The organism is Streptomyces sp. NPDC001480 (genome assembly GCF_042894725.1).
Classification (GTDB): Bacteria; Actinomycetota; Actinomycetes; order Streptomycetales; family Streptomycetaceae; genus Streptomyces.
The window spans coordinates 24,651-46,863 of record NZ_JBIAVX010000008.1; the positions used below are offsets into that span (position 1 = coordinate 24,651).

22 protein-coding genes and 1 pseudogene are annotated in these 22,213 nt (G+C 70.9%); 13 read left to right on the forward strand and 10 right to left on the reverse strand.

Features of this window, described 5'->3' with window-relative positions; all coding sequences use genetic code 11:
- Positions 1-3 precede the first annotated feature (3 nt).
- The 3 genes from ACFY01_RS20465 to ACFY01_RS20475 are packed head-to-tail and all read right to left on the reverse strand — an operon-like array spanning position 4 to position 2,587.
- Positions 4-1,125 carry an AAA family ATPase gene (locus tag ACFY01_RS20465; RefSeq protein WP_390737135.1) on the reverse strand — a complete coding sequence of 374 codons (1,122 nt, stop codon included), beginning with the start codon at positions 1,123-1,125 and terminating at the stop codon, positions 4-6.
- A complete protein-coding gene (locus ACFY01_RS20470) occupies positions 1,122-2,144 on the reverse strand; it encodes a hypothetical protein (RefSeq protein ID WP_390737136.1) in 1,023 nt (340 codons plus the stop codon). The genes ACFY01_RS20465 and ACFY01_RS20470 overlap by 4 nt, the downstream gene beginning before the upstream one ends.
- Positions 2,141-2,587, reverse strand: coding sequence for a hypothetical protein (locus tag ACFY01_RS20475; protein ID WP_390737137.1), 447 nt, complete (start codon positions 2,585-2,587; stop codon positions 2,141-2,143). Before ACFY01_RS20475 ends, ACFY01_RS20470 begins: the two co-directional genes overlap by 4 nt.
- 184 nt (positions 2,588-2,771) lie before the next feature.
- Here ACFY01_RS20475 and radA point away from each other — a divergent pair, with 184 nt between their 5' ends.
- The gene (gene radA / locus ACFY01_RS20480; protein WP_390737138.1) at positions 2,772-4,181 is read left to right on the forward strand and encodes a DNA repair protein RadA; all 1,410 of its coding nucleotides are present in this window, start codon (positions 2,772-2,774) and stop codon (positions 4,179-4,181) included.
- Positions 4,182-4,262: 81 nt separating this feature from the next.
- Positions 4,263-5,387 (forward strand): DNA integrity scanning diadenylate cyclase DisA, encoded by a 1,125-nt coding sequence (disA, locus tag ACFY01_RS20485; RefSeq protein WP_390737139.1) that lies wholly within the window; start codon positions 4,263-4,265, stop codon positions 5,385-5,387.
- Between the two features lie 105 nt (positions 5,388-5,492).
- Here the strand turns inward: disA and ACFY01_RS20490 are convergent, their stop codons facing one another.
- Positions 5,493-6,323, reverse strand: coding sequence for a hypothetical protein (locus tag ACFY01_RS20490; protein WP_390737140.1), 831 nt, complete (start codon positions 6,321-6,323; stop codon positions 5,493-5,495).
- A gap of 219 nt (positions 6,324-6,542) precedes the next feature.
- Here ACFY01_RS20490 and ACFY01_RS20495 point away from each other — a divergent pair, with 219 nt between their 5' ends.
- From ACFY01_RS20495 to cseC, 5 genes are all read left to right on the forward strand, one after another.
- Positions 6,543-7,418: an A/G-specific adenine glycosylase gene (locus ACFY01_RS20495; RefSeq protein ID WP_390737141.1), complete on the forward strand. Its 876-nt coding sequence runs from the start codon at positions 6,543-6,545 to the stop codon at positions 7,416-7,418.
- A gap of 262 nt (positions 7,419-7,680) precedes the next feature.
- Entirely contained in the window at positions 7,681-8,220 is a 540-nt protein-coding gene (locus tag ACFY01_RS20500; protein ID WP_390737142.1) for a SigE family RNA polymerase sigma factor, read from the forward strand.
- Positions 8,208-8,858 (forward strand): hypothetical protein, encoded by a 651-nt coding sequence (locus ACFY01_RS20505; protein ID WP_390737143.1) that lies wholly within the window; start codon positions 8,208-8,210, stop codon positions 8,856-8,858. The genes ACFY01_RS20500 and ACFY01_RS20505 overlap by 13 nt, the downstream gene beginning before the upstream one ends.
- A gap of 134 nt (positions 8,859-8,992) precedes the next feature.
- Positions 8,993-9,697: a two-component system response regulator CseB gene (gene cseB / locus ACFY01_RS20510; RefSeq protein ID WP_390737144.1), complete on the forward strand. Its 705-nt coding sequence runs from the start codon at positions 8,993-8,995 to the stop codon at positions 9,695-9,697.
- Between the two features lie 13 nt (positions 9,698-9,710).
- Complete coding sequence (cseC, locus tag ACFY01_RS20515) at positions 9,711-11,054, forward strand: two-component system sensor histidine kinase CseC (RefSeq protein WP_390737145.1); 1,344 nt, start codon at positions 9,711-9,713, stop codon at positions 11,052-11,054.
- A gap of 268 nt (positions 11,055-11,322) precedes the next feature.
- On the opposite strand, the gene ACFY01_RS20520 is transcribed toward cseC, so the two are convergent.
- A complete protein-coding gene (locus tag ACFY01_RS20520) occupies positions 11,323-11,916 on the reverse strand; it encodes a TetR/AcrR family transcriptional regulator (RefSeq protein WP_390737146.1) in 594 nt (197 codons plus the stop codon).
- Between the two features lie 129 nt (positions 11,917-12,045).
- Between ACFY01_RS20520 and ACFY01_RS20525 the strand changes: the two genes are divergently transcribed.
- Positions 12,046-12,801 (forward strand): SDR family oxidoreductase, encoded by a 756-nt coding sequence (locus ACFY01_RS20525; protein WP_390737147.1) that lies wholly within the window; start codon positions 12,046-12,048, stop codon positions 12,799-12,801.
- Positions 12,802-12,827: 26 nt separating this feature from the next.
- Here ACFY01_RS20525 and ACFY01_RS20530 read toward each other — a convergent pair whose 3' ends face one another.
- The 3 genes from ACFY01_RS20530 to ACFY01_RS20540 form a co-directional block, all read right to left on the reverse strand.
- Positions 12,828-13,283, reverse strand: a complete 456-nt coding sequence (locus ACFY01_RS20530) for a VOC family protein (protein WP_390737148.1) — start codon at positions 13,281-13,283, stop codon at positions 12,828-12,830.
- A 58-nt stretch (positions 13,284-13,341) separates the two neighbouring features.
- Positions 13,342-13,773, reverse strand: coding sequence for a helix-turn-helix transcriptional regulator (locus ACFY01_RS20535; RefSeq protein ID WP_390737149.1), 432 nt, complete (start codon positions 13,771-13,773; stop codon positions 13,342-13,344).
- 107 nt (positions 13,774-13,880) lie between these two features.
- Positions 13,881-15,479, reverse strand: a complete 1,599-nt coding sequence (locus ACFY01_RS20540; protein WP_390737150.1) for an MDR family MFS transporter — start codon at positions 15,477-15,479, stop codon at positions 13,881-13,883.
- Positions 15,480-15,602: 123 nt separating this feature from the next.
- Here ACFY01_RS20540 and ACFY01_RS20545 point away from each other — a divergent pair, with 123 nt between their 5' ends.
- The gene (locus ACFY01_RS20545) at positions 15,603-16,205 is read left to right on the forward strand and encodes a TetR/AcrR family transcriptional regulator (protein ID WP_390737151.1); all 603 of its coding nucleotides are present in this window, start codon (positions 15,603-15,605) and stop codon (positions 16,203-16,205) included.
- Here the strand turns inward: ACFY01_RS20545 and ACFY01_RS20550 are convergent.
- Positions 16,202-16,849, reverse strand: a complete 648-nt coding sequence (locus tag ACFY01_RS20550; RefSeq protein WP_390737152.1) for a M23 family metallopeptidase — start codon at positions 16,847-16,849, stop codon at positions 16,202-16,204. The genes ACFY01_RS20545 and ACFY01_RS20550 overlap by 4 nt on opposite strands.
- Before the next feature lie 435 nt (positions 16,850-17,284).
- On the opposite strand from ACFY01_RS20550, the gene ACFY01_RS20555 reads away from it, so the two are divergent.
- The 4 genes and pseudogenes from ACFY01_RS20555 (at position 17,285) to ACFY01_RS20570 (ending at position 19,489) form a co-directional block, all read left to right on the forward strand.
- Entirely contained in the window at positions 17,285-17,584 is a 300-nt protein-coding gene (locus ACFY01_RS20555; protein ID WP_390737153.1) for a hypothetical protein, read from the forward strand.
- 119 nt (positions 17,585-17,703) lie between these two features.
- The gene (locus ACFY01_RS20560; RefSeq protein ID WP_390737154.1) at positions 17,704-18,321 is read left to right on the forward strand and encodes an HAD family acid phosphatase; all 618 of its coding nucleotides are present in this window, start codon (positions 17,704-17,706) and stop codon (positions 18,319-18,321) included.
- 92 nt (positions 18,322-18,413) lie between these two features.
- Positions 18,414-18,646: pseudogene (locus ACFY01_RS20565) on the forward strand (hypothetical protein); the annotation flags it as partial.
- A gap of 105 nt (positions 18,647-18,751) precedes the next feature.
- Entirely contained in the window at positions 18,752-19,489 is a 738-nt protein-coding gene (locus tag ACFY01_RS20570; protein WP_390737155.1) for a hypothetical protein, read from the forward strand.
- 61 nt (positions 19,490-19,550) lie between these two features.
- Here the strand turns inward: ACFY01_RS20570 and ACFY01_RS20575 are convergent, their stop codons facing one another.
- A complete protein-coding gene (locus ACFY01_RS20575; protein ID WP_390737156.1) occupies positions 19,551-22,076 on the reverse strand; it encodes an ATP-dependent Clp protease ATP-binding subunit in 2,526 nt (841 codons plus the stop codon).
- Positions 22,077-22,213: the final 137 nt, after the last annotated feature.

The following is a 22,213-nucleotide window of genomic DNA, read 5'->3' on the forward strand; positions in this document are numbered from 1 at the left end:
GGATCAGCCCCGGATGTCCGCGAGCAGGTCCCGCACCTGTGCGTCGTCCTCGTCGCCCCACAGCGGCAGGGTGCCCGTGTCGCCCCGCCCGCGGCGGTGGAAGAGGGCCGGTTTCGCCACGTCGGCGAGGTGGCGCAGGGTCACGCTGGGGGCGCCCTGGATGGCAGCGAGCGCCCGTGCGGCTCTCAGCAGCACGATCTCGCCGCGGTGTCCGGCGAGTTGGAAGCCTTCGGCGAGCGCGGCGCAGCCGGCGAAGACGGCGGTACCGCACTCGACGTGGTCGAGGCGTTCGCGGGCCGCGTCGAGCACGGCACGTTTCTCGGCGTCGGCGCGTGCCGCGTCCGCCATGAACTGCGAGCCGGGATCCCCTCGTTCGGCCTCGAACCTGAGCACCCGCTCCACGATGAGCTGCCGCTTGCGGGCCTCCGATTCGGACTCGACGGCGGCCACCAGCCCGAACCGGTCGAGGAGTTGGGGCCGCAGTCCGCCCTCGTCCGGGTTCATGGTGCCCACCAGGGTGAACTCCACGTGCTGCGTCTGTTCCGAGCGGTGGTCCCGCTCCAGCGCGAGGATGCCCGTGGAGGCCGCGTCCAGGATGATGTTGACCAGGTAGTCGTCGAGGAGGTTGATCTCGTCGACGTACAGCATGTGGGCCTTGGACTTCGAGGCCTGTACGAGCAGGCCGTCGGACTTGCGGGGTTTGCCCTTCATCAGTTCCTTGATGCGCCAGCCGCCGAGCACCCGGTCGTCCGTGGCGCCGATCGGCATCGTCACGGGCAGCCCGCCCACCGCCATCTTGGTGAAGGCGCGCACAGTGGTCGTCTTGGCGGTGCCGCGCTGCCCGGTGGCGAGCACACCGCCGACGGCCCGGCAGACGTAGGCGATCTCCAGCGCGGTGCGCAGCTCGTCCTGGCCGACGATCAGCGAGTAGGGCAGCACGGTGGCGAGGGCGGCGGCCTCCTGCTCCGCTTCGTGAGCGGCGTCGGCGGCGTCCTCCGCGGCGTGAGCGGCGTCCGTATCGTGCTCCGCGGAGTGCTCGATGGCGTCCTCGCCGGGTCCGGTACCGCCCTCGCCGGTGTGGTGGCCGTAGTCGTAGTCGTCCCGCACGTCGTTCGTGTCCGTCATGGTTGTCCCTGTCCCCCGGTCGTGCCCTGATCCTGGTGCGCGGTGTAGCGGAAGGCGGCCGGCAGCGGCACGCCCTGGCGCCAGAGGTCGCACCACGCCTCGGCGGTCTTGCGTTCGTCCTCGGGAGCGTCGGGGCGGCGGCCGCCGAGGGCCTCCAGCAGGGCGAACCGGTGCAGGTCGAAGGCGACGTGCACGGACTCGCCGTACGCGAGGGCAGCCTGCACCGCCCCCCGGTACGCCACCCACGACACGAGCAGCGGGACGAGGGCCAGTGCCAGCCACCAGCCGGTCCGCATCAGGACGACCCCGGCGGCCACGGCCGTGACGGCGGTGGTCACCGCCGTCCTGGCCGCCGCGTCCACGGTGTCCCGGCGGTCGTCGACGACCGTGCGGGTCTGCTCGCCCAGCAGGGGGTACAGCCGGGGCCAGGCCACCACGGCGTCGTAGCCGAACGCCCGGCCCGCGGTGTCCTCGGCGGCGGCCAGCGCGTTGCCCAGCGCGGTGGGGCGGACCAGGTGGTCGCGCAGGGGGTAGCGGCGGCGTAGCTCGGTGCCGGCGACGCCCGCGCGCTGGACGACGTCCGGCGGTACGGCGGGCGTGGGCGGCGGACCGGAGCCCGGTGTGCCCGGCGGCAGGACGACGACGGCGGGCAGTGCCGCCCGCCGCTCCCAGGACCGCTTGCGGCGCAGCTGCCGGGCGCGTACCCAATGGGCCTGCGCCGGCCAGGCTCCTTCGAGCAGGCGGACCAGGGAGGTCTGGAGCGGGGCGAGCAGGACGGCGAGGAGGGTGACGCCCAGTACGAGGAGGACCGTCTCCCCGACGCCCAGCGCGGCCGCCGTGGCCCAGGCCCGCGAGAAGCTCAGGCGGCCGCCGACCGGGGAGTGCCAGCCGCGCGCGCCGGCCCAGAACAGCAGGGCGAGGAAGAAGACCGCCGCGTACGTCGGCAGGTAGCCCACCAGGAAGAACCGCCGCCCGGCCCCGAGTCCGGCGGGCGGCTGCATCGAGGAGCCGAGCTTCACCGGACCAGCTCCATCGTGCCGTGGGCGGCGCAGCGGGGGAGGTCTCCGGCGTCGTAGTACGCGCGCGCCGCGCCCGATCCGCAGGTGGGGCAGGCGAACAGCAGAACCCGGTACCCCGTCGACGTGCCGAGCAGTGCGGCGCGGTCGCCGGCGCCCCAGTCCGCGGCGGCTCCGGGCTCGCCGCCCGCGGAGCCGAGGGCGTCGCGCGCCCTGGCTCGGCTGCTGATCCCGATCCCCCGCCCGTCGGAGGCACCGGGGACGCGGATGGCCACGCCCCGGTACTCGGGATGCTCGTCGAAGATCGCCGAGATCCGGCGGGCGACCTGCGGTGCGCGGTCATGCAGCGGATCGACCTCGACGGCGTGATCGAACGTGGTCGACGTGTGGTCCAGGAGACCCCCGTACACGTTCCGCGCCAGCTCGACCGCGTCAGTGCCTGACATCGGCCCACACTCCCCCCGTGGTGCGGCCGGTCCACGACGTCGCCGTCACACGCCGTGTCTCGACGAATGCTGATTGTACGGAGATCCTTCGCACCGGGGAGGCCACTTGCCCCAACTCCACACAACTGTCCCCGTGTGCCACGGCGTCGGCGGCGTTGTCAGTGGGCTCGGCTACGGTTTCCGCATGGCTGCCCGTACCAAGTCCACCAAGGACCGCCCGTCCTACCGCTGCACCGAATGCGGCTGGCAGACGGCCAAGTGGCTCGGCCGTTGTCCCGAGTGCCAGGCGTGGGGGACGGTCGAGGAGTACGGCGCGCCCGCCGTGCGTACCACGGCGCCGGGGCGGGTCACGAGTTCCGCGTTGCCCATCGGGCAGATCGACGGGCGGCAGGCGACCGCGCGCCCGACCGGCGTGCCCGAGCTGGACCGGGTGCTGGGGGGCGGCCTGGTGCCGGGCGCGGTGGTGCTGCTCGCGGGCGAGCCGGGGGTGGGCAAGTCGACGCTGCTGCTGGACGTGGCGGCGAAGTCGGCGAGTGACGAGCATCGCACCCTTTATGTGACGGGTGAGGAGTCGGCGAGCCAGGTGCGGCTGCGTGCCGACCGGATCAACGCCATCGACGACCATCTGTATCTCGCGGCCGAGACCGATCTGGCGGCCGTGCTCGGGCACTTGGACGCGGTCAAGCCGTCCCTGCTGATCCTCGACTCCGTGCAGACGGTCGCGTCCCCGGAGATCGACGGGGCGCCCGGCGGCATGGCCCAGGTGCGGGAGGTGGCCGGCGCCCTGATCCGCGCCTCCAAGGAACGCGGTATGTCCACGCTGCTGGTGGGCCATGTCACCAAGGACGGGGCGATCGCCGGGCCCCGGCTGCTGGAGCACCTCGTGGACGTGGTGCTCCACTTCGAGGGCGACCGGCACGCCCGGCTCCGCCTGGTGCGGGGCGTGAAGAACCGGTACGGGGCCACCGACGAGGTCGGCTGCTTCGAACTGCACGACGAGGGCATCACCGGACTCGCCGACCCAAGTGGGCTTTTCCTGACCCGTCGTGCCGAACCGGTTCCCGGTACGTGTCTGACGGTGACCCTGGAGGGCCGCCGCCCGCTGGTGGCGGAGGTGCAGGCCCTCACCGTCGACTCGCAGATCCCCTCCCCGCGGCGGACGACGTCCGGCCTGGAGACCTCACGCGTGTCGATGATGCTCGCCGTGCTGGAGCAGCGGGGCCGGATCAGCGCCCTCGGCAAGCGGGACATCTACTCCGCGACGGTCGGCGGCGTGAAGCTCTCGGAGCCGGCCGCCGACCTCGCCGTCGCCCTCGCGCTGGCCTCGGCCGCCAGCGACACCCCGCTGCCGAAGAACCTCGTCGCCATCGGCGAGGTCGGCCTCGCGGGCGAGGTCAGACGGGTCACGGGCGTGCAGCGCAGGCTCGCCGAGGCGCACCGGCTGGGCTTCACGCACGCGCTCGTCCCCGGCGATCCGGGCAAGGTCCCGCCGGGGATGAAGGTGCTGGAAGTGGCGGACATAGGGGACGCGCTGCGGGTCCTTCCCCGCTCCCGTCGCCGAGAGGCCCCGCGGGATGCGGAGGAGCGCCGGTAGACTTTGCCCTGGTCTCGCCCGTCCGTACGAACCGAGTGCGCGAAACGGGAGCGCCCAAGAACCTGCGACCGGAGGAGTGCAGTGGCAGCCAACGACCGGGCGGCAGCTCCCGGAAAGTCCGGTGGGAGTCCCCGTGCCGACGGCCTGATGCGCGCCTCGCTGAGCGCCGTGGCGCCCGGCACGACCCTGCGCGACGGCCTCGAGCGGGTGCTGCGCGGCAACACCGGCGGACTCATCGTGCTCGGCTCCGACAGGACGGTCGAGGCCATGTGCACGGGCGGTTTCGTGCTGGACGTCGACTTCACGGCGACGCGGCTGCGCGAGCTGTGCAAGCTCGACGGCGGCATCGTGCTCTCCTCCGACCTGTCGAAGATCCTGCGGGCGGGCGTGCAGTTCGTGCCCGACGCGACGATCCCCACGGAGGAGACGGGCACCCGGCACCGCACTGCGGACCGGGTCAGCAAGCAGGTCGGCTTCCCCGTGGTCTCCGTCTCCCAGTCGATGCGGCTGATCGCCCTGTACGTCGGCGGGCAGCGCCGCGTCCTGGAGGACTCCGCGGCGATCCTGTCCCGCGCGAACCAGGCCCTGGCCACGCTGGAGCGGTACAAGCTCCGCCTGGACGAGGTCGCGGGCACGCTGTCGGCGCTGGAGATCGAGGACCTGGTGACGGTCCGGGACGTCTCCGCCGTCGCGCAGCGCCTGGAGATGGTGCGCCGCATCGCCACCGAAATCGCCGAATATGTGGTCGAACTGGGCACCGACGGGCGGCTCCTCGCCCTCCAGCTCGACGAGTTGATCGCGGGCGTGGAGCCGGAGCGCGAGCTGGTCGTGCGGGACTACGTCCCGGAGCCCACCGCCAAGCGCTCCCGCACGGTCGACGAGGCCCTCCACGAGCTGGACGCCCTCTCCCACGCCGAGCTGCTGGAGATGCCCACGGTCGCCCGCGCGCTCGGCTACACCGGCTCGCCCGAGACCCTCGACTCCGCGGTGTCGCCGCGCGGCTTCCGGCTGCTGGCCAAGGTGCCGCGGCTGCCCGGCGCGATCATCGACCGGCTCGTGGAGCACTTCGGTGGCCTCCAGAAACTGCTCGCCGCGAGCGTCGACGACCTCCAGACCGTCGACGGCGTGGGCGAGGCCCGCGCCCGCAGCGTACGGGAGGGCCTGTCACGGCTGGCGGAGTCCTCGATCCTGGAGCGTTACGTCTGACGTCGGCCGGCACTGTATTCAGCCTGTCCGGCGTTTGAGGACGAGGCCGTTCAGGCCGACAGGGGATCCGGGGGCGAAGCCCCCTGGCGCCGAGACGTGACCAGGCTAGTCCGCCGACAGTACGAACGACGTCTGCGCCGAGGCGAACCCCGTGGCCTTCGCCTCCACCAGATACGTCCCCGCCTTCGCCGACCCCGCCGGAGGCGTGGCGCACTCCGGAGCGCTCGGCTTGCGGTCCCACTTCACCGTGTAGGTGATCGCGCTGTCCGCCGGCACACGGAAGACGAGGCCGCCCGCGCCCTGGGGGCAGTCGGCGGAGGACCAGTAGTCGTCGCTGCCGTCGGCCTGCGTGATGGTGAGCACGGCTTTCTTGGGGCCGAGGTCGATCTTGCAGGCGCTCCCGGCGCTGTTCTTCGCGGTGAGTTCGAAGGCGGGCGTCTGACCGGGCGAGTAGGTGTTGTGGACGCTGCGCAGGCTCAACGTGACCGCTCCTGCGGTGCAGTTGGGCAGTGCGGAGGACGCCGGGAGCGTGTCCCCCGTACCGACGGCGACGGCGCCGGAACCGGAGCCTGAAGAACCACTCCCGCCCGAATCACCGGACCCCCCGGATTCCCCGGACCCCGTGCCGTCCCCCGAGCCGGACGATTCCCCGGAGCCGCCCGGCCCGCTGCTCCCGGTGTCCCCGCTCCCCGACCCGTCGCGCCCGCCCGGGTGTTGGCTGATCGCGGGGCCCGAGTCGGACGGTCCCGGCGTGATCGAAGGGGCGGGGTTCTTGCCGTCGGACCCTCCGGCGTGGTTCTTGCCGCCGGAGCCGCCCGAGGTGACTATCCAGGTGATCAGCAGCGCCAACACGGCGACCACCGACACCAGTACGACCCTCCGTCGCCAGTAGATGGAGGAGGGGAGCGGCCCGACCGGATTGCGCAGAGATCCCACGGCCCAAACTGTACGAGAGATCGCGCCGCTTGCTGTCCTCACCCGCCGCCCGGACCACAACTTTTCCGGATCATCATTTCGGTAACTGCCCGTACGGGCCCTCCCGTTCCACCTCCGCCGGCGCAGCGCCCCCTCCCCGCCGCCGTCAACCCGCCGCACCCCGGCTTGGGGCAAGCCGCAAACCGGACGCTTCCAACCCGTGGCAGGATCGGAGGTGACATGACTGAGACGCTCCACACCCCCGTGATCGCCTGGTTCGACGCCCACGCCCGCGACCTCCCCTGGCGCCGCCCGGAGGCGGGCCCCTGGGGTGTGATGGTCAGCGAGTTCATGCTCCAGCAGACGCCGGTCAGCCGTGTGCTGCCGGTGTACGAGGAGTGGCTGTCCCGCTGGCCCCGCCCGGCGGACCTGGCCAAGGACGCCCCCGGTGAGGCGGTCCGCGCCTGGGGCCGGCTCGGCTACCCCCGCCGCGCCCTGCGGCTGCACGGCGCCGCGGCCGCCATAACGGAACGGCACGGCGGGGACGTACCGACGGACCACGCGCAGCTGCTCGCGCTGCCCGGCATCGGCGAGTACACGGCGGCGGCGGTGGCCTCCTTCGCGTACGGGCAGCGGCACGCGGTGCTGGACACCAACGTCCGCCGGGTGTTCGCCCGGGCGGTCACGGGGGTGCAGTACCCGCCGAACGCCACGACGGCGGCCGAGCGCAAACTCGCCCGTTCCCTGCTGCCCCAGGACGAGGGCACCGCCGCCCGCTGGGCCGCCGCCTCCATGGAGCTGGGCGCGCTGGTGTGCACGGCGAAGAACGAGGGCTGCCACCGCTGCCCGATCTCGGCCCAGTGCGCCTGGCGGCTGGCGGGCAAGCCGGAGCACTCGGGGCCGCCGCGCCGGGGACAGACGTACGCCGGTACCGACCGCCAGGTCCGGGGCAAGCTGCTGGCCGTGCTGCGCGACGCGCACGCCCCGGTGCCGCAGGCGGTGCTGGACCGGGTGTGGCACGAGCCGGTGCAGCGGGCGCGCGCCCTGGACGGGCTCGTCTCGGACGGTCTGGTGGAGCCGCTGCCGGGCGGTCTGTACCGGCTGCCGTTGGGCTGACGCACAGACACATCACAGGGCCGGGGGCTCCGTTACGGACCCTCCCGGCCGTCAAATCACCCTGAACCGGAGCTTTTCAACCCTCCTCTTTACCCCGAACTCATTTCCGTTACACAACCGACGGACAGCCGAGTGCTACCCGCAGGCTCTCTCGGACAGCCCCGTGACAACAGCTCCGTAGCTTCTTCCCTGTGCCCGGCAGACCACCGGGGACGACAGGCACGGGGCCGGAGAAGAAAACGGGGAACGGAGGCGGTTGATCATGGCGCAGGGCGAGGTGCTCGAGTTCGAGGAGTACGTCCGCACCCGGCAGGACGCGCTGCTGCGCAGCGCCCGCCGGCTGGTGCCCGACCCGATCGACGCCCAGGATCTGCTCCAGACGGCGCTGGTCCGGACGTACGGCCGCTGGGAGGGCATCGCGGACAAGCGGCTCGCGGACGCCTATCTGCGCCGGGTGATGATCAACACGCGGACCGAGTGGTGGCGGGCGCGGAAGCTGGAGGAGGTCCCCACCGAACAGCTGCCGGACGCCTGCGTGGACGACTCCACCGAGCAGCACGCGGACCGGGCCCTGCTGATGGACATCATGAAGGTTCTCGCTCCGAAGCAGCGCAGCGTCGTCGTGCTGCGACACTGGGAGCAGATGTCCACGGAGGAGACCGCCGCGGCCCTCGGCATGTCGGCCGGAACGGTCAAGAGCACGCTGCACCGGGCGCTCGCCCGGCTCCGCGAGGAGCTGGAGGCCCGCGATCTGGACGCACGCGCGCTGGAGCGTGAGGAGCGGGAGCGTTGCGCGGCCTGACCGGGGCCGGGCCCAGCTGGGCCCGAGTGAGCTTGCAGGCGGCGATCACGGCGACGGCCGTGCTCGCCGCCCTCGGCCTTTTCGCCGCCTGCGCGACCGGGGGCACCGGAGCCCGGGACGAGGGTCCGGCGCACGCCGACTCGGTGGCCGGTGTCGGGGCCTCCCCCGCGCCGAGCCCCTCCGACACCTTCCGGCGGGTGGACGCGGTCGCGCTCGTCAAGGACGACCCGAAGGTCTCCGAGACGGTCAAACGGGACCTCAAGCCGTGCTCCGGCGACGACTACCCGGTCGACGTGACCTACGGCAACCTGACCGGCGGAAGCGTCGACGACGTCGTCGTCAATGTGCTGACCTGCGGCGACGCGGTGGGGCTCGGCGCGTATGTGTACCGGGCGCAGAGCGGCAGGTACGAGAATGTGTTCAAGGCCGAGGAGTCCCCGGTGTACGCGGAGGTCGACCGGGGCGACCTGATGGTGACCAAGCAGGTGTACGAGAAGGGCGACCCGGTGTCGAACCCGTCCGGCGAGAACGTGATCACGTACAGCTGGGCCGCGGGACGCTTCGTCCAGGAGGACTTCCACCACACCGACTACGGCAAGGCGGTCGGGGGCGACGCGACGCCGGTGCCGAGCACCTGACCCCCGGTGCCGGGCACATGACGTCGGTGCCGGACACGTGACGTCGGTGCCGGGCACGGGAGTGAACCGCTCCGGCGCACTCTGCGTCACCTGTTCGAGAGCACGACATTCATACGAGGACTGAGAGCACCGGGATGGCAGAACAGACCCACGTACTGTTCGTGGAGGACGACGACGTCATCCGCGAGGCCACACAGCTCGCCCTGGAGCGGGACGGCTTCGCGGTCACCGCGATGCCCGACGGGCTGTCGGGCCTGGAGTCGTTCCGGGCGAACCGGCCCGACATCGCGCTGCTGGACGTCATGGTCCCGGGCCTGGACGGGGTCAGCCTGTGCCGCCGCATCCGCGACGAGTCGACGGTCCCGGTGATCATGCTGTCGGCGCGCGCGGACTCCATCGACGTCGTGCTGGGGCTGGAGGCGGGCGCCGACGACTACGTGACCAAGCCGTTCGACGGCGCCGTGCTGGTCGCCCGGATCCGCGCGGTGCTGCGCCGCTTCGGGCACGCGAGCGGCGGGGACCGGGGGGACGACTCCGGATCCCCGGTGGACGGCGGGCTGCTGACCTTCGGTGAGCTGGAGGTCGACACCGAGGGCATGGAGGTGCGCCGGGCCGGGCAGCCGGTGGCGCTCACCCCGACCGAGATGCGGCTGCTGCTGGAGTTCTCCTCGGCGCCGGGGACGGTGCTCTCGCGCGACAAGCTGCTGGAGCGCGTGTGGGACTACGGCTGGGGCGGGGACACCCGGGTCGTCGACGTCCATGTGCAGCGGCTGCGGACCAAGATCGGTCAGGACCGGATCGAGACGGTCCGCGGCTTCGGTTACAAGCTGAAGGCCTGAGCGGGGCAGGGGCATGCGGGGGATCATCGGGCGCCGGGTCAGGGGGCGCGTGGAGCGTGCGAGTCTGCGCACGGGGCTCAGATGGAAGCTCAGCGCGGCGATCGCGCTGGTCGGGGCGCTGGTGGCGATCGCGCTCAGCCTCGTCGTGCACAACGCCGCCCGGGTGTCGATGCTGGACAACGCGCGCGACCTCGCCCTGGAGCGGCTCCAGATTCCCGAGCGGAACTACGTGCTGAACCGGCACACGAACTTCCCGGGCTCAGAGGTCGACGACCCGAAGCTGCCGCCGGCGCTGCGGGAGAAGGTCGAGAACGGCCGCCGGGCCACCTTCGTGACGGACCACCGCGGCAACGCGCCGGACATCTGGGCGGCCGTGCCGATGAAGGACGGGCACGTGCTGTCCCTGCACACCCGCTTCACCGACCGCAGCAACGACGTGATGAAGGACCTCGACCAGGCCCTGGTCATCGGGTCCATCGCGGTCGTGCTCGGCGGCAGCGCGCTCGGTGTGCTCATCGGCGGGCAGCTCTCGGGACGGCTGCGCAAGGCGGCGGCCGCCGCGAACCAGGTCGCCCAGGGCGAGCCGGACGTACGGGTGCGGGACGCCATCGGCGGGGTGGTACGGGACGAGACCGACGACCTCGCGCGGGCGGTGGACGCGATGGCGGACGCGCTCCAGCAGCGGCTGGAGGCCGAGCGCCGGGTCACCGCCGACATCGCGCACGAGCTGCGCACCCCGGTGACCGGGCTGCTGACGGCGGCCGAACTGCTGCCGCCCGGCCGGCCGACCGAGCTGGTCCTCGACCGTGCCAAGGCCATGCGCACGCTCGTCGAGGACGTCCTGGAGGTCGCCCGGCTCGACAGCGCCTCCGAGCGGGCCGAGCTCCAGGACATCATGCTGGGCGAGTTCGTGACCCGGCGGGTGGCCGCCAAGGACCCGAACGTCGCCGTGCGCGTGGTGCACGAGTCGGAGGTGACGACCGACCCTCGGCGCCTGGAACGGGTGCTGATCAACCTCCTGGCCAACGCCGCCCGGCACGGCAAGCCCCCCATCGAGGTCAGTGTCGAGGGCCGGGTCATCCGGGTCCGCGACCACGGCCGCGGCTTCCCCGAGGAACTGCTCGCCGAGGGGCCGAGCCGCTTCCGTACCGGCAGCAAGGACCGCGCCGGCCAGGGCCACGGCCTCGGCCTGACCATCGCCGCCGGCCAGGCCCGGGTACTGGGCGCCCGCCTGACCTTCCGCAACGTCCGCCCCGCGGGCGCGCCCGAACACGTCCCGGCGGAGGGAGCGGTGGCGGTCCTCTGGCTACCGGAACACGCCCCGACCGCCACCGGCAGCTACCCGATGCTGCCGTAGCCCTCCGGGGGCCCCAGGCTCTCGGCCCAGCCCGGTCCCGCCCCCCGTCGGACCTGCCCCACGCCGCGGGCACCCACCGCAACCCATCCCGCGACCGGCGACCGCGCCGGACCCAGCCGACGCCGCAGGCACCACCGCAACCGGGAGTAACTCCCCCGGCCCCGTCCGGGCCATCCCACCGCGCAGCGTCCCGCGCCAGCAGCCCGGTACCGCCGCGGGCTCTCGGCCCAGCCCGGGGCCGGCGCTCCCCGCTCCGGCGCCGTGGCTCTCACCGAAGCAGGGACTCCGTGAGCCGGTCCGCGGTGGCCCTGTCCAGCGGGGCGTGGCCGAGTAGGAAGCGGTACCAGAAGAAGCCGTAGAACTGGTCGACCAGGAGGTCGACGTCCCGGTCGGCGGGCAGTTCGCCGCGCTCGCGCCCGCGCTGGAGGATCCCGCGCACGGCGGCCCGGCGGGACTCGGTGAAGTTGCGCATCAGCTCGGCCAGGTGGGGGTCGCGGGCGGCCTCCCGTACGAGGGTGCGCAGCGCGGGCGCGGAGGGGGCGCGCTGGGACGCCTCGAAGGTGGCGGTCGTCAGCGCCCGCAGGTCGTCGCGGAGGCTGCCGGTGTCCGGCGTGGGCACCTCCTGGGCGGCGTAGTCGGTCAGCGCGTCCAGCAGGACGGCACCCTTGGAGGGCCACCAGCGGTAGAGCGTCTGCTTTCCGACGCCGGCCGCACGGGCGATGGTCTCGACGGTCACCGGAGCGCCGTCCGCGTCGGCGATCAGGTCCAGCGCGGCATCGAGGATGGCCCGGCGGACGGCCTCGTTGCGGCGGCGGCCGGTGTGGGGGCGCGACTCAGCGGGGCGCGGTTCTTTCGTGTCCACGGGCCCATCCTCTCCGAGAGCTCCTCCGGAACTCGCTTGACGAGACTATCGGTCTCGGCAACACTTTAACGAGACCGACGTTCTCGACAAAGGGTCGAGACCCGGCGAGTCACAGGAGAGAAGCCACTCATGAGCACTCCGAACCACGTCACCTCCCCCGCTTTCGCCGGACAGCGCGTCGCCGTCATGGGCGGCAGCTCGGGCATCGGCGAGGCGGCGGCCGCGGCCTTCGCGGCGGACGGCGCGGAGGTGGTCATCACCGGCCGCGACCGGGAACGGCTCGACGCGGCTGCCACCCGTATCGGCGGCAAGACCTCCGCGTACCGCCTGGACGCGGCCGACCGGGCCGCGGTGGACGCCTTCTTCGCCCGGTCCGGCCCCGTCGACCACCTGGTCCTCGCCCTCAGCGGCGCCAGCGGCGGCGGTCCCTTCGCCGAGCTGGACCTCGCGGACCTCGCGGCCGGCTTCGACGGCAAGTTCTGGCCGCACCTGCGCGTCCTCCAGGCGGCCCTGCCCCGGCTGCGCCCCGACGGCTCGGTGACGCTGGTGACCGCCGCCTCCGCGCGCGCCGCGATGCCCGGCACCGCCGGCCTCGCCGCGATCAACGGCGCCCTGGAGGCGATGGTCCCGCCGCTGGCCGTCGAGCTGGCCCCGCTCCGGGTCAACGCCGTCTCGCCGGGCGTCGTCGACACGCCCTGGTGGGACGCCGTACCGGCCGAGCGGCGCCAGGCCACCTTCGACGCCCTCGCCGCCGCGACCCCCGTGGGCCGGGTCGGCCGTCCCGGGGACATCGCCCCGGCCATCCACATGCTGGCCGCGAACACCTTCGTGACCGGGGTCGTCCTGGAGGCGACCGGCGGGGTGAACCTGGCGACGGGGCGCTGACCCTCAGAGACCGCTCCGGGCCGGGCTCAGTTCGCCCATCCCTCCCAGTCCTTCGACGTGTCGAGGCCGCCCTCGCGGGGCTGGGTGAAGGAGAACCAGTTGCCGGAGTCGTCGCGGAACAGCGCCTCCGTGCCGTACGGACGCTCCTGCGGTTCCTGGAGGAACTCCACGCCGCGCTCCTTGAGCGTCTTGTAGTCGCCGTGGATGTCGTCGGTGGTCAGCACGCCGGCGCCGAGCACCCCCTTGGACACCAGCTTCTTCACCATTTCGGCGGACTCGGGGTCCATCGCGGGCGGTCCCGGCACCATCAGCGTGAGCTCCACGTCGGGCTGGCTCCCGGCGCCCACGGTGAGCCAGCGCATGCCGCCGTCGCCCATCGTGAGGTCCGTGCGGACCTCGAGCCCCAGCTTCTCGGTGTAGAAGTCCTTGGCCCGGTCCTGGTCCAGTACCCAGACGGTAGAGATCTTGAGTCCCCTGATCATGGCGCGCTCCTGTCCACGGCGATCGGCTTCTGCGCAGCCACCGTAGGCAGGGGTGGCCTCAGCCCGCTTCTCCGGAATTGCGCTCCACGGCGCCCGGGCCCCTCCTGAACCCTCCCGCCCACAGCATGGCGTAGCACCCGGGTATGAGCGCGGCTCCGCGTCCCACGTGCTTCGTCCGGTACTCGCTGGGCGTCAGCCCGGTCCACGTCTTGAACCGGGCGGAGAAGGTGCCCAGGCTGCTGAAGCCCACGAGATGGCAGATCTCGGTCACCGACAGGTTGGCGGTGCGCAGCATCTCCTCGGCCCGCTCGATGCGGCGGTGCGTGAGGTACTGGCCGGGGGTCTCGCCGTACGTCTCCTTGAAGGCGCGTATGAAGTGGTAGCGCGAATATCCGGCGTGCGCGGCCACCGCGTCCAGGTCGAGCCCCGGGTCGGCCCAGTCGCGGTCCATGGCGTCCTTGGCCAGGCGCAACTGGCGCAGTTTGTCCATACGGGGATGGTGGCACGCGGCACTGACAACGCCGCCGTGACCACGGCGGCGCACGGCGAAGGCCCCCGGGGCGGACACCCTCCGGGGGCCTTCGGCTCACTGTCCGGTCAGACGGCCTCGATGACCGGTGCCGGCACCGCGTCGGCGTTGTCCGCCGCGCCGCCCTCCGGCTTCTGCGGTCCGCCCTTGAGCGGGACCTCCTTGACGAAGAACGCCGCGGCCAGGACGACCACCGCGACGACCGCGCCCAGCAGGAACGCCGAGTGCGTACCGGCGGACACCGCGTGCTGGTACGCCTCCCGCGCCGCCGCCGGCAACTTCGCCAGGCTGGCCGCGTCGAGCTGCGCGGACTGCTCGGTGAGCTTGGAGCCCTGCGAGCCGGCCCGCTCGGCCATGACGTCCTTGACCCGGTTGTTGAACAGGGCGCCCATGATGGCGACGCCGAAGGACGAGCCGAGCGTACGGAAGAGGGTGGTGGACGAGGAGGCCACGCCCATGTCCTTCATCTCCACGCTGTTCTGCGCGACCAGCATGGTGATCTGCATCAGGCAGCCCATACCGAGGCCGAGGACGGCCATGAACACCCCGGAGGTGAGCCGGGAGGTGCCCGTGTCCATCGTGGACAGCAGGTACAGGCCGGTGATCATCAGGACGCCGCCGACGATCGGGAAGACCTTGTAGCGCCCGCTGTTGGTGGTGATCCGCCCGGCGACCATCGAGGTCACCAGCATCGCGCCGAGCATCGGCAGGAGCAGCAGCCCGGAGTTGGTCGCGGACGCGCCCTGCACGGACTGCTGGTACAGCGGCAGGAAGAGCGTGGCGCCGAACATCACGAAGCCGGTGATGAAGCCGATGACGGACATCAGCGTGAAGTTGCGGCTGCGGAAGATGTGCAGCGGCACGACCGGCTCGGCGGCCCGGGTCTGCCAGAACACGAACCCGACCAGCGCGGCGACGCCGATGCCGATCAGCTCCATGATCCGCGCGGACGTCCAGGCGTACTCCGAGCCGCCCCAGGTGGTGACCAGCACGATCGAGGTGATGCCGATGGTGAGCAGCGCGGCGCCGAGGTAGTCGATGCGCGCCTTGCTCCGCTTCTTCGGCAGGTGCAGCACGGCACTGACCAGCGCCAGCGCGACCGCGCCGAGCGGCAGGTTGATGTAGAAGGACCAGCGCCAGCCCCAGTTGTCGGTGATGGTGCCGCCGACCAGCGGACCGCCGATCATCGCCAGCGCCATGACGCCGGCCATCATGCCCTGGTACTTGCCGCGCTCCCGGGGCGGGATCAGGTCACCGATGATCGCCATGACACCGACCATCAGACCGCCGGCGCCGAGCCCCTGAACGGCCCGGAATCCGATGAGCTCACCCATGTTCTGGGCCATGCCGCTGAGCGCGGACCCGATCAGGAAGATCACGATCGAGGTGAGGAAGGTGGCCTTGCGGCCGAACATGTCGCCGAGCTTGCCCCAGATCGGGGTCGCCGCGGCGGTCGCCAGGGTGTACCCGGTCACCACCCACGACAGGTGTTCCAGGCCGCCCAGCTCGCCCACGATCGTCGGCATCGCGGTGCCGACGATCATGTTGTCCAGCATCGCGAGCATCATCGCGATCATGAGCGCGAGCAGCACGACCCGCACGCTCCGGGGCTTCTTGCCCTCTATTTCGCTGCTTTCCACGCTTTGCGCACCCTCTGTGTCCGCCATCTTTCCCACTCCCCCAGGACCGCTACTTACTTGCCGCCCGGCTAGTTCACTACACTGGTGAAGGTAGCGATGTCACTAGCCGGGCGTCAAGTAAGTTTCCGCGGGAGCGCGAGGAGTACGAGGATGGGCGTCACCATGGACGGCACCAAGCAGCAGCGCCGCGGCAACACCCGCCAGCGCATCCAGGACGTGGCCCTCGAACTCTTCGCCGAGCAGGGCTACGAGAAGACCTCCCTGCGGGAGATCGCCGAACACCTGGACGTCACGAAGGCGGCGCTCTACTACCACTTCAAGACCAAGGAAGAGATCATCGTCAGTCTCTTCGAGGATCTGACGCAGCCGATCCTGGAACTGATCGAGTGGGGCGCGCGACAGCCGCACACGCTCGAGACCAAGCAGGAGATCGTACGGCGTTACAGCCAGGCGCTGACCGGCGCCGAACCGCTCTTCCGCTTCATGCAGGAGAACCAGGCGACGGTACGGGAACTGCGCATCGGCGACGCCTTCAAGGACCGCATGCGCGGCCTGCGCGACATCATCATCGACCCCGACGCGCCCCTCGTCGACCAGGTCCGCTGCGTCAGCGCCCTGTTCACTCTGCACGCGGGCATGTTCATCATGCAGGACGTCGAAGGCGACCCCGAGAAGAGGCGCGAGGCCGTTCTCGAGGTCGCCGTGGACCTGGTCACACAGGCGCACGAGGGCGCCCGCGGGACGGGGAGTTAGACGGTCACGCCCATGGCCCGCAGGAAGGGGACCGGGTCGATCGCGGAACCGTAGTTCGGGGTCTTGCGGATCTCGAAGTGCAGGTGCGGGCCGGTGGAGTTGCCCGTGTTGCCGGACTCGGCTATGTGCTGGCCGGTGCTGACGACCTGGCCGGGCCTGACGTCGATCCGCGACAGGTGGGCGTACTGCGAGTACTGCCCGTCGGCGTGCTTGATGACGATGGCGTTGCCGTAGGCGGGCCCGTCGCCGGCGCCGTAGCCGCCGGCCTTGACCACGGTGCCGCCGTGCGCGGCGACGACGTTGGTACCGATCGGCACGGCGAAGTCCTGCCCGCTGTGCTTGTGGATCCAGTGGCTGCCGGCCTGGTCGAAGCCCGCGGACAGCGTGTACTTCTTCACCGGGTCGACCCAGGTGGCGGCGGAGTTGGCGGCGTGCTTGGCAGCCGGCTTCACGGCAGGCTTGGCGGGCTTGGCGGCCGCGGGCTTGGCGGCGACGGTCGTGGTGGCAGCGGCGGCGTGCGGACCGACGGCGTTCGCGACCCCGACACCCAGCACGGCCGACGCGCCCACGCCTACGGCCAGGGCGGCGACACGGGTGCGCATGGGGGACGTACGGGCGAAGCGGAACGGGACGCGCTGGATCATCGAGACCTCGTGAGTTCGGGAACAGGAAGACCACCCGACGCGACTGCGTCCAGCGGGTGGCGCCATCCCTTGGTACAGCCCGGCCCCATTCATCCCAAAACGGGCTAACTACGGCCATAGGTAGTAAGCGGGCTCTAACCTCCACCCGGCCTTGACAGGCGACAGGCGGGCGGAGAGACCGCCTTCACCCCACTCATAAGTCCCACTATCTCTACTAGTACCGGACATATCGCCTGTGCGGCATGTCACCGGCCGCAAGATCCGAAATCGCCCGATTGTGACCCGCGCTACACGTCAGGCGCGGGCCAACAGAACGGCACCCGGCGGCCGTCGAGCCGGAACCACACGCCTTTGCCCCGCTCGCAGCAGCCCGCGCCCAGACTCGGCGTCGCCACCGACCCGCCCCCGCGGGCAGGGCGGCAGGTGACTCCCGTCATGGACGGCGACCCGGGGCTCCGCGGCAACCAACTTCGAGGTGACGATCCCCGACGGCTCGGCGGTGCTCAAGGAGCCGGCCCGGGACCCGTACCGCCCCGACTCTTCGTCTTCGAGCTCACGACGAAGGATGTGCGCCCCGAGCACGTCGGCAAACTCAACTTCTACGTCAGCAACAACCCGCTCGCCGTGGCCGACTGCTCGACGCTTTCGCTCGCCGACCGCGAACTCGTCCAGGCGGAAGAGGACTTGGCCTGGGTGGTCCAGCGAGCGATCGGCCACATCGGCCAACTCCCTTGATGTGACGCACATCTCTGTACGCCTACCCCCCGGTAACCCTACGGTTCCCCTCGCGCCACCCTCACGCACGATCATGCCCACGACACCGGCAGCGTATGGAGTGAGAGGACCCCCCACCTATGAGCAGACGACGCCCCTGGGCGCTGCGCGTATCCGCGACCGCCGTATCCGCGGCCGCCCTCGTCGCCATGGCCGCCCCGGCCGACGCCGCGGCGGCCGGCAGCACGAGCACCACCGCCGCCAAGGTGGACTACGCCACCTGGCAGAAGGACTGCCAGACGGTCATGGACCAGGCCCTGCCGTACCTTGAGCAGCGCATCGCGGCCGCCAAGCCGGGCGAGAAGCAGGCGATCGTCTTCGACGTCGACAACACCACGCTGGAGACCGACTTCGGCTTCAGTTTCCCGCAGCCGGCCAACAAGCCCGTGCTGAACGTCGCCGAGTACGCGCAGGAGCACGGCGTATCGCTCTTCTTCGTCACCGCCCGCCCGGGCATCATCGCCGCGCCCACCGAGTGGAACCTCGAGCACGACGGCTACGAGGTCTCCGGTCTCCGCGTGCGTGGCCTGCTCGACCTGTTCAAGGACGTCGCCGCCTACAAGACCGCCCAGCGCGCCGACATCGAGAACGACGGCTACACGATCATCGCGAACATCGGCAACAGCGCCACCGACCTCTCGGGCGGCCACGCCGAGAAGACGTTCAAACTGCCGGACTACGACGGGCAGTTGTCCTGACCCTGCCGGTCGACTCCAGGTAGCCTCACCTCCGTTCGCACGCATGCGGGGGTGAGGCGGATCTTGCTTCTCTTCGGGGCGAGAAGCGCGTACTGCGTGAGAGGGAATTACGTCGGCTCGCCGAACAGTTGGCAGGCCAGTCGGTGCAGCGGCCGGGCGAGTCACCCTTCCCGCCCGACGAGCGGACCGCCGTCGCCGACGCCCTGGCCCGTCGCCTCCTCGCCCTCGGCGACCTGGACACCTCTTCCTCGATGCCGCGACCGAATCGGCGTGCCTGCACATCCTGGAGTTCTTCACGCGGCGGTCGACCTTCATACCTCGCGCCCTGGTGGAACAGGCCCGGGGACAAGCCGAGACGGACCGCAAGATCGACGTACTGATCGCCCGAAACCCCACGCCCCGACGACCGGGACACCGCCTTCGAGCCACGATGCGGCCGAGGCAGGCCCTGTCCTTCCACGGCCCGCACCGGCTCGAGGAGATCCTGGCCGCTGTGCCGACTTCGGAAGCCGTCACAGCGCTCGAACTGCTGCACAACCCCCACATCATCGATGCAGATGCCCTGCTGTCCTTCGGCTTCCTCCATGAGCTGCGGTTGACGGAGTGCCCGACAACACGACTGGACCGGCTCTCCGAGCTTCCACTGGTCCGCCTCGGCTGCACTCAGGTGGCCGACGTCACCGGGCTTGGCGCCCTGCGGTCCCTACAGCGGCTCTCCCTGGCCCAGGAGCTGCCGGGCACGGACCTCACCGAGGTCCTGCCGGTCGACGCGCCGCTGGAAACCCTCTTCCTCGGTCCGCACAGCACGGACACCACCGGACTGCGCGGGCTTGAACACCGGGCCGGACTCCGCTCGCTCAGCCTCGGGCGTTTGACCACCGAGCTGACGGACACCGACTGGCAGGCAGTCGCCGCGTTGCCCGAGCCCAGGGAACTCCATTTCAACGCGGAAACCATCCGGGAATTTTCCTACTCGTTCGCGGTCATGCCCGAACTGCCGGGCATCGAGTTACCGCGAATCACCTCGGTCTACGGCGACGAGGACCTTTCCGACCTCGCACGCCGACTACCAGGCCTCAGGTCGGTCAGCCTCCTGCCTGCCGCCCCGCACCTCGCCCGCCATGCCCGTCTCTTCCCAGGCCTCGACATCAACCTGGACCGCCGTTGAACAACGCGAAGGGGCCGGTGCTCCGAAAAGCACCGGCCCCTTCAAGGCGTCGCCCTGACGCTTACGCGTCCTTGCTCAGGTTGGGCCCAGCCCCACCCGCGGCCTGCTCGATCGGCGGGACGTCGGGCAGGGCCGACTTCTCCTCACCCCGGAAGGTGAAGGTCTTGGCGTCGCCCTCGCCCTCGGTGTCCACGACCACGATGTGACCGGGGCGCAGCTCGCCGAAGAGGATCTTCTCGGAGAGGCTGTCCTCGATCTCGCGCTGGATGGTGCGGCGCAGCGGCCGGGCGCCCAGCACGGGGTCGTAGCCCTTCTTGGACAGCAGCTCCTTGGCGGACTGGGAGAGCTCGATGCCCATGTCCCGGTCCTTCAGGCGCTCGTCCACCTTGCCGATCATCAGGTCGACGATCCGCAGGATGTCCTCCTGCGTGAGCTGCGGGAAGACGACCACGTCGTCGACGCGGTTGAGGAACTCGGGGCGGAAGTGCTGCTTGAGCTCATCCGAGACCTTGTTCTTCATGCGCTCGTAGTTGGTCTTCGTGTCACCCGAGGCCGCGAAGCCCAGGTTGAAGCCCTTGGAGATGTCCCGGGTGCCGAGGTTGGTCGTCATGATGATGACCGTGTTCTTGAAGTCCACGACCCGGCCCTGGGAGTCGGTCAGGCGACCGTCCTCCAGGATCTGCAGCAGGCTGTTGAAGATGTCCGGGTGGGCCTTCTCGACCTCGTCGAAGAGGACGACGGAGAACGGCTTGCGGCGGACCTTCTCGGTCAGCTGGCCGCCCTCTTCGTAGCCCACGTAGCCGGGGGGCGAACCGAAGAGCCGCGACACCGTGTGCTTCTCGCTGAACTCCGACATGTCGAGGGAGATCAGCGCGTCCTCGTCGCCGAAGAGGAACTCGGCGAGCGCCTTGGACAGCTCGGTCTTACCGACACCGGACGGGCCGGCGAAGATGAACGAGCCACCCGGACGCTTGGGGTCCTTCAGACCGGCACGCGTACGGCGGATCGCCTTCGACAGCGCCTTGACGGCGTCGTTCTGGCCGATGACCCGCTTGTGGAGCTCTTCCTCCATGCGCAGGAGGCGGGAGGACTCCTCCTCCGTGAGCTTGAAGACCGGGATGCCGGTGGCCGTGGCGAGGACCTCGGCGATCAGCTCGCCGTCGACCTCGGCGACGACGTCCATGTCGCCGGCCTTCCACTCCTTCTCCCGCTTGGCCTTGGCAGCGAGGAGCTGCTTCTCCTTGTCGCGCAGGGAGGCGGCCTTCTCGAAGTCCTGCGAGTCGATCGCGGACTCCTTGTCCCGGCGGACGGCGGCGATCTTCTCGTCGAACTCGCGCAGGTCCGGCGGAGCGGTCATCCGGCGGATGCGCATCCGGGAGCCGGCCTCGTCGATCAGGTCGATCGCCTTGTCCGGCAGGAAGCGGTCCGAGATGTAGCGGTCGGCCAGGGTGGCGGCCTGGACCAGCGCCTCGTCCGTGATGGAGACGCGGTGGTGCGCCTCGTAACGGTCGCGCAGACCCTTGAGGATCTCGATGGTGTGCGGCAGCGAGGGCTCGGCGACCTGGATGGGCTGGAAGCGGCGCTCGAGGGCGGCGTCCTTCTCCAGGTGCTTGCGGTACTCGTCCAGCGTCGTGGCGCCGATCGTCTGGAGCTCACCGCGGGCCAGCATCGGCTTCAGGATCGAAGCGGCGTCGATGGCGCCCTCGGCGGCACCCGCACCGACCAGCGTGTGCAGCTCGTCGATGAACAGGATGATGTCGCCGCGGGTGCGGATCTCCTTGAGCACCTTCTTCAGGCGCTCCTCGAAGTCACCGCGGTAGCGGGAGCCGGCGACCAGCGCGCCGAGGTCGAGGGTGTAGAGGTGCTTGTCCTTGAGGGTCTCGGGCACCTCGCCCTTGACGATGGCCTGGGCGAGGCCCTCCACGACGGCGGTCTTGCCGACGCCGGGCTCACCGATCAGGACCGGGTTGTTCTTGGTACGGCGGGACAGCACCTGCATGACCCGCTCGATCTCCTTCTCGCGCCCGATGACCGGGTCGAGCTTGGACTCACGAGCGGCCTGGGTGAGGTTCCGGCCGAACTGGTCGAGGACCAGGGACGTCGAGGGGGTGCCCTCGGCAGGCCCGCCGGCGGTGGCGGTCTCCTTGCCCTGGTAGCCGGAGAGCAGCTGGATGACCTGCTGCCGCACCCGGTTGAGATCAGCGCCCAGCTTGACCAGGACCTGGGCGGCGACGCCCTCGCCCTCACGGATCAGGCCGAGCAGGATGTGCTCCGTGCCGATGTAGTTGTGGCCCAGCTGAAGGGCCTCGCGGAGCGACAGCTCCAGGACCTTCTTGGCACGGGGGGTGAAGGGGATGTGCCCGGACGGGGCCTGCTGGCCCTGGCCGATGATCTCCTCCACCTGCTGGCGGACCGCCTCGAGCGAAATCCCGAGGCTCTCAAGGGCCTTGGCGGCGACACCCTCACCCTCGTGGATCAGGCCCAGGAGGATGTGCTCGGTGCCGATGTAGTTGTGGTTGAGCATCCGGGCTTCTTCCTGAGCCAGGACGACAACCCGCCGCGCGCGGTCGGTGAACCTCTCGAACATCGTTAATCGCTCCTCAGAGCGGTCAGGCAGTGGGGGGAACTTCCCCTCCCTGTCCTTCCGCAGCTTAGTCCCGCAAGCGGGGACCGCTCATTCCAACTGCCGACACCGTCGATGGCCTCCTGACCCGTGACGCCGAC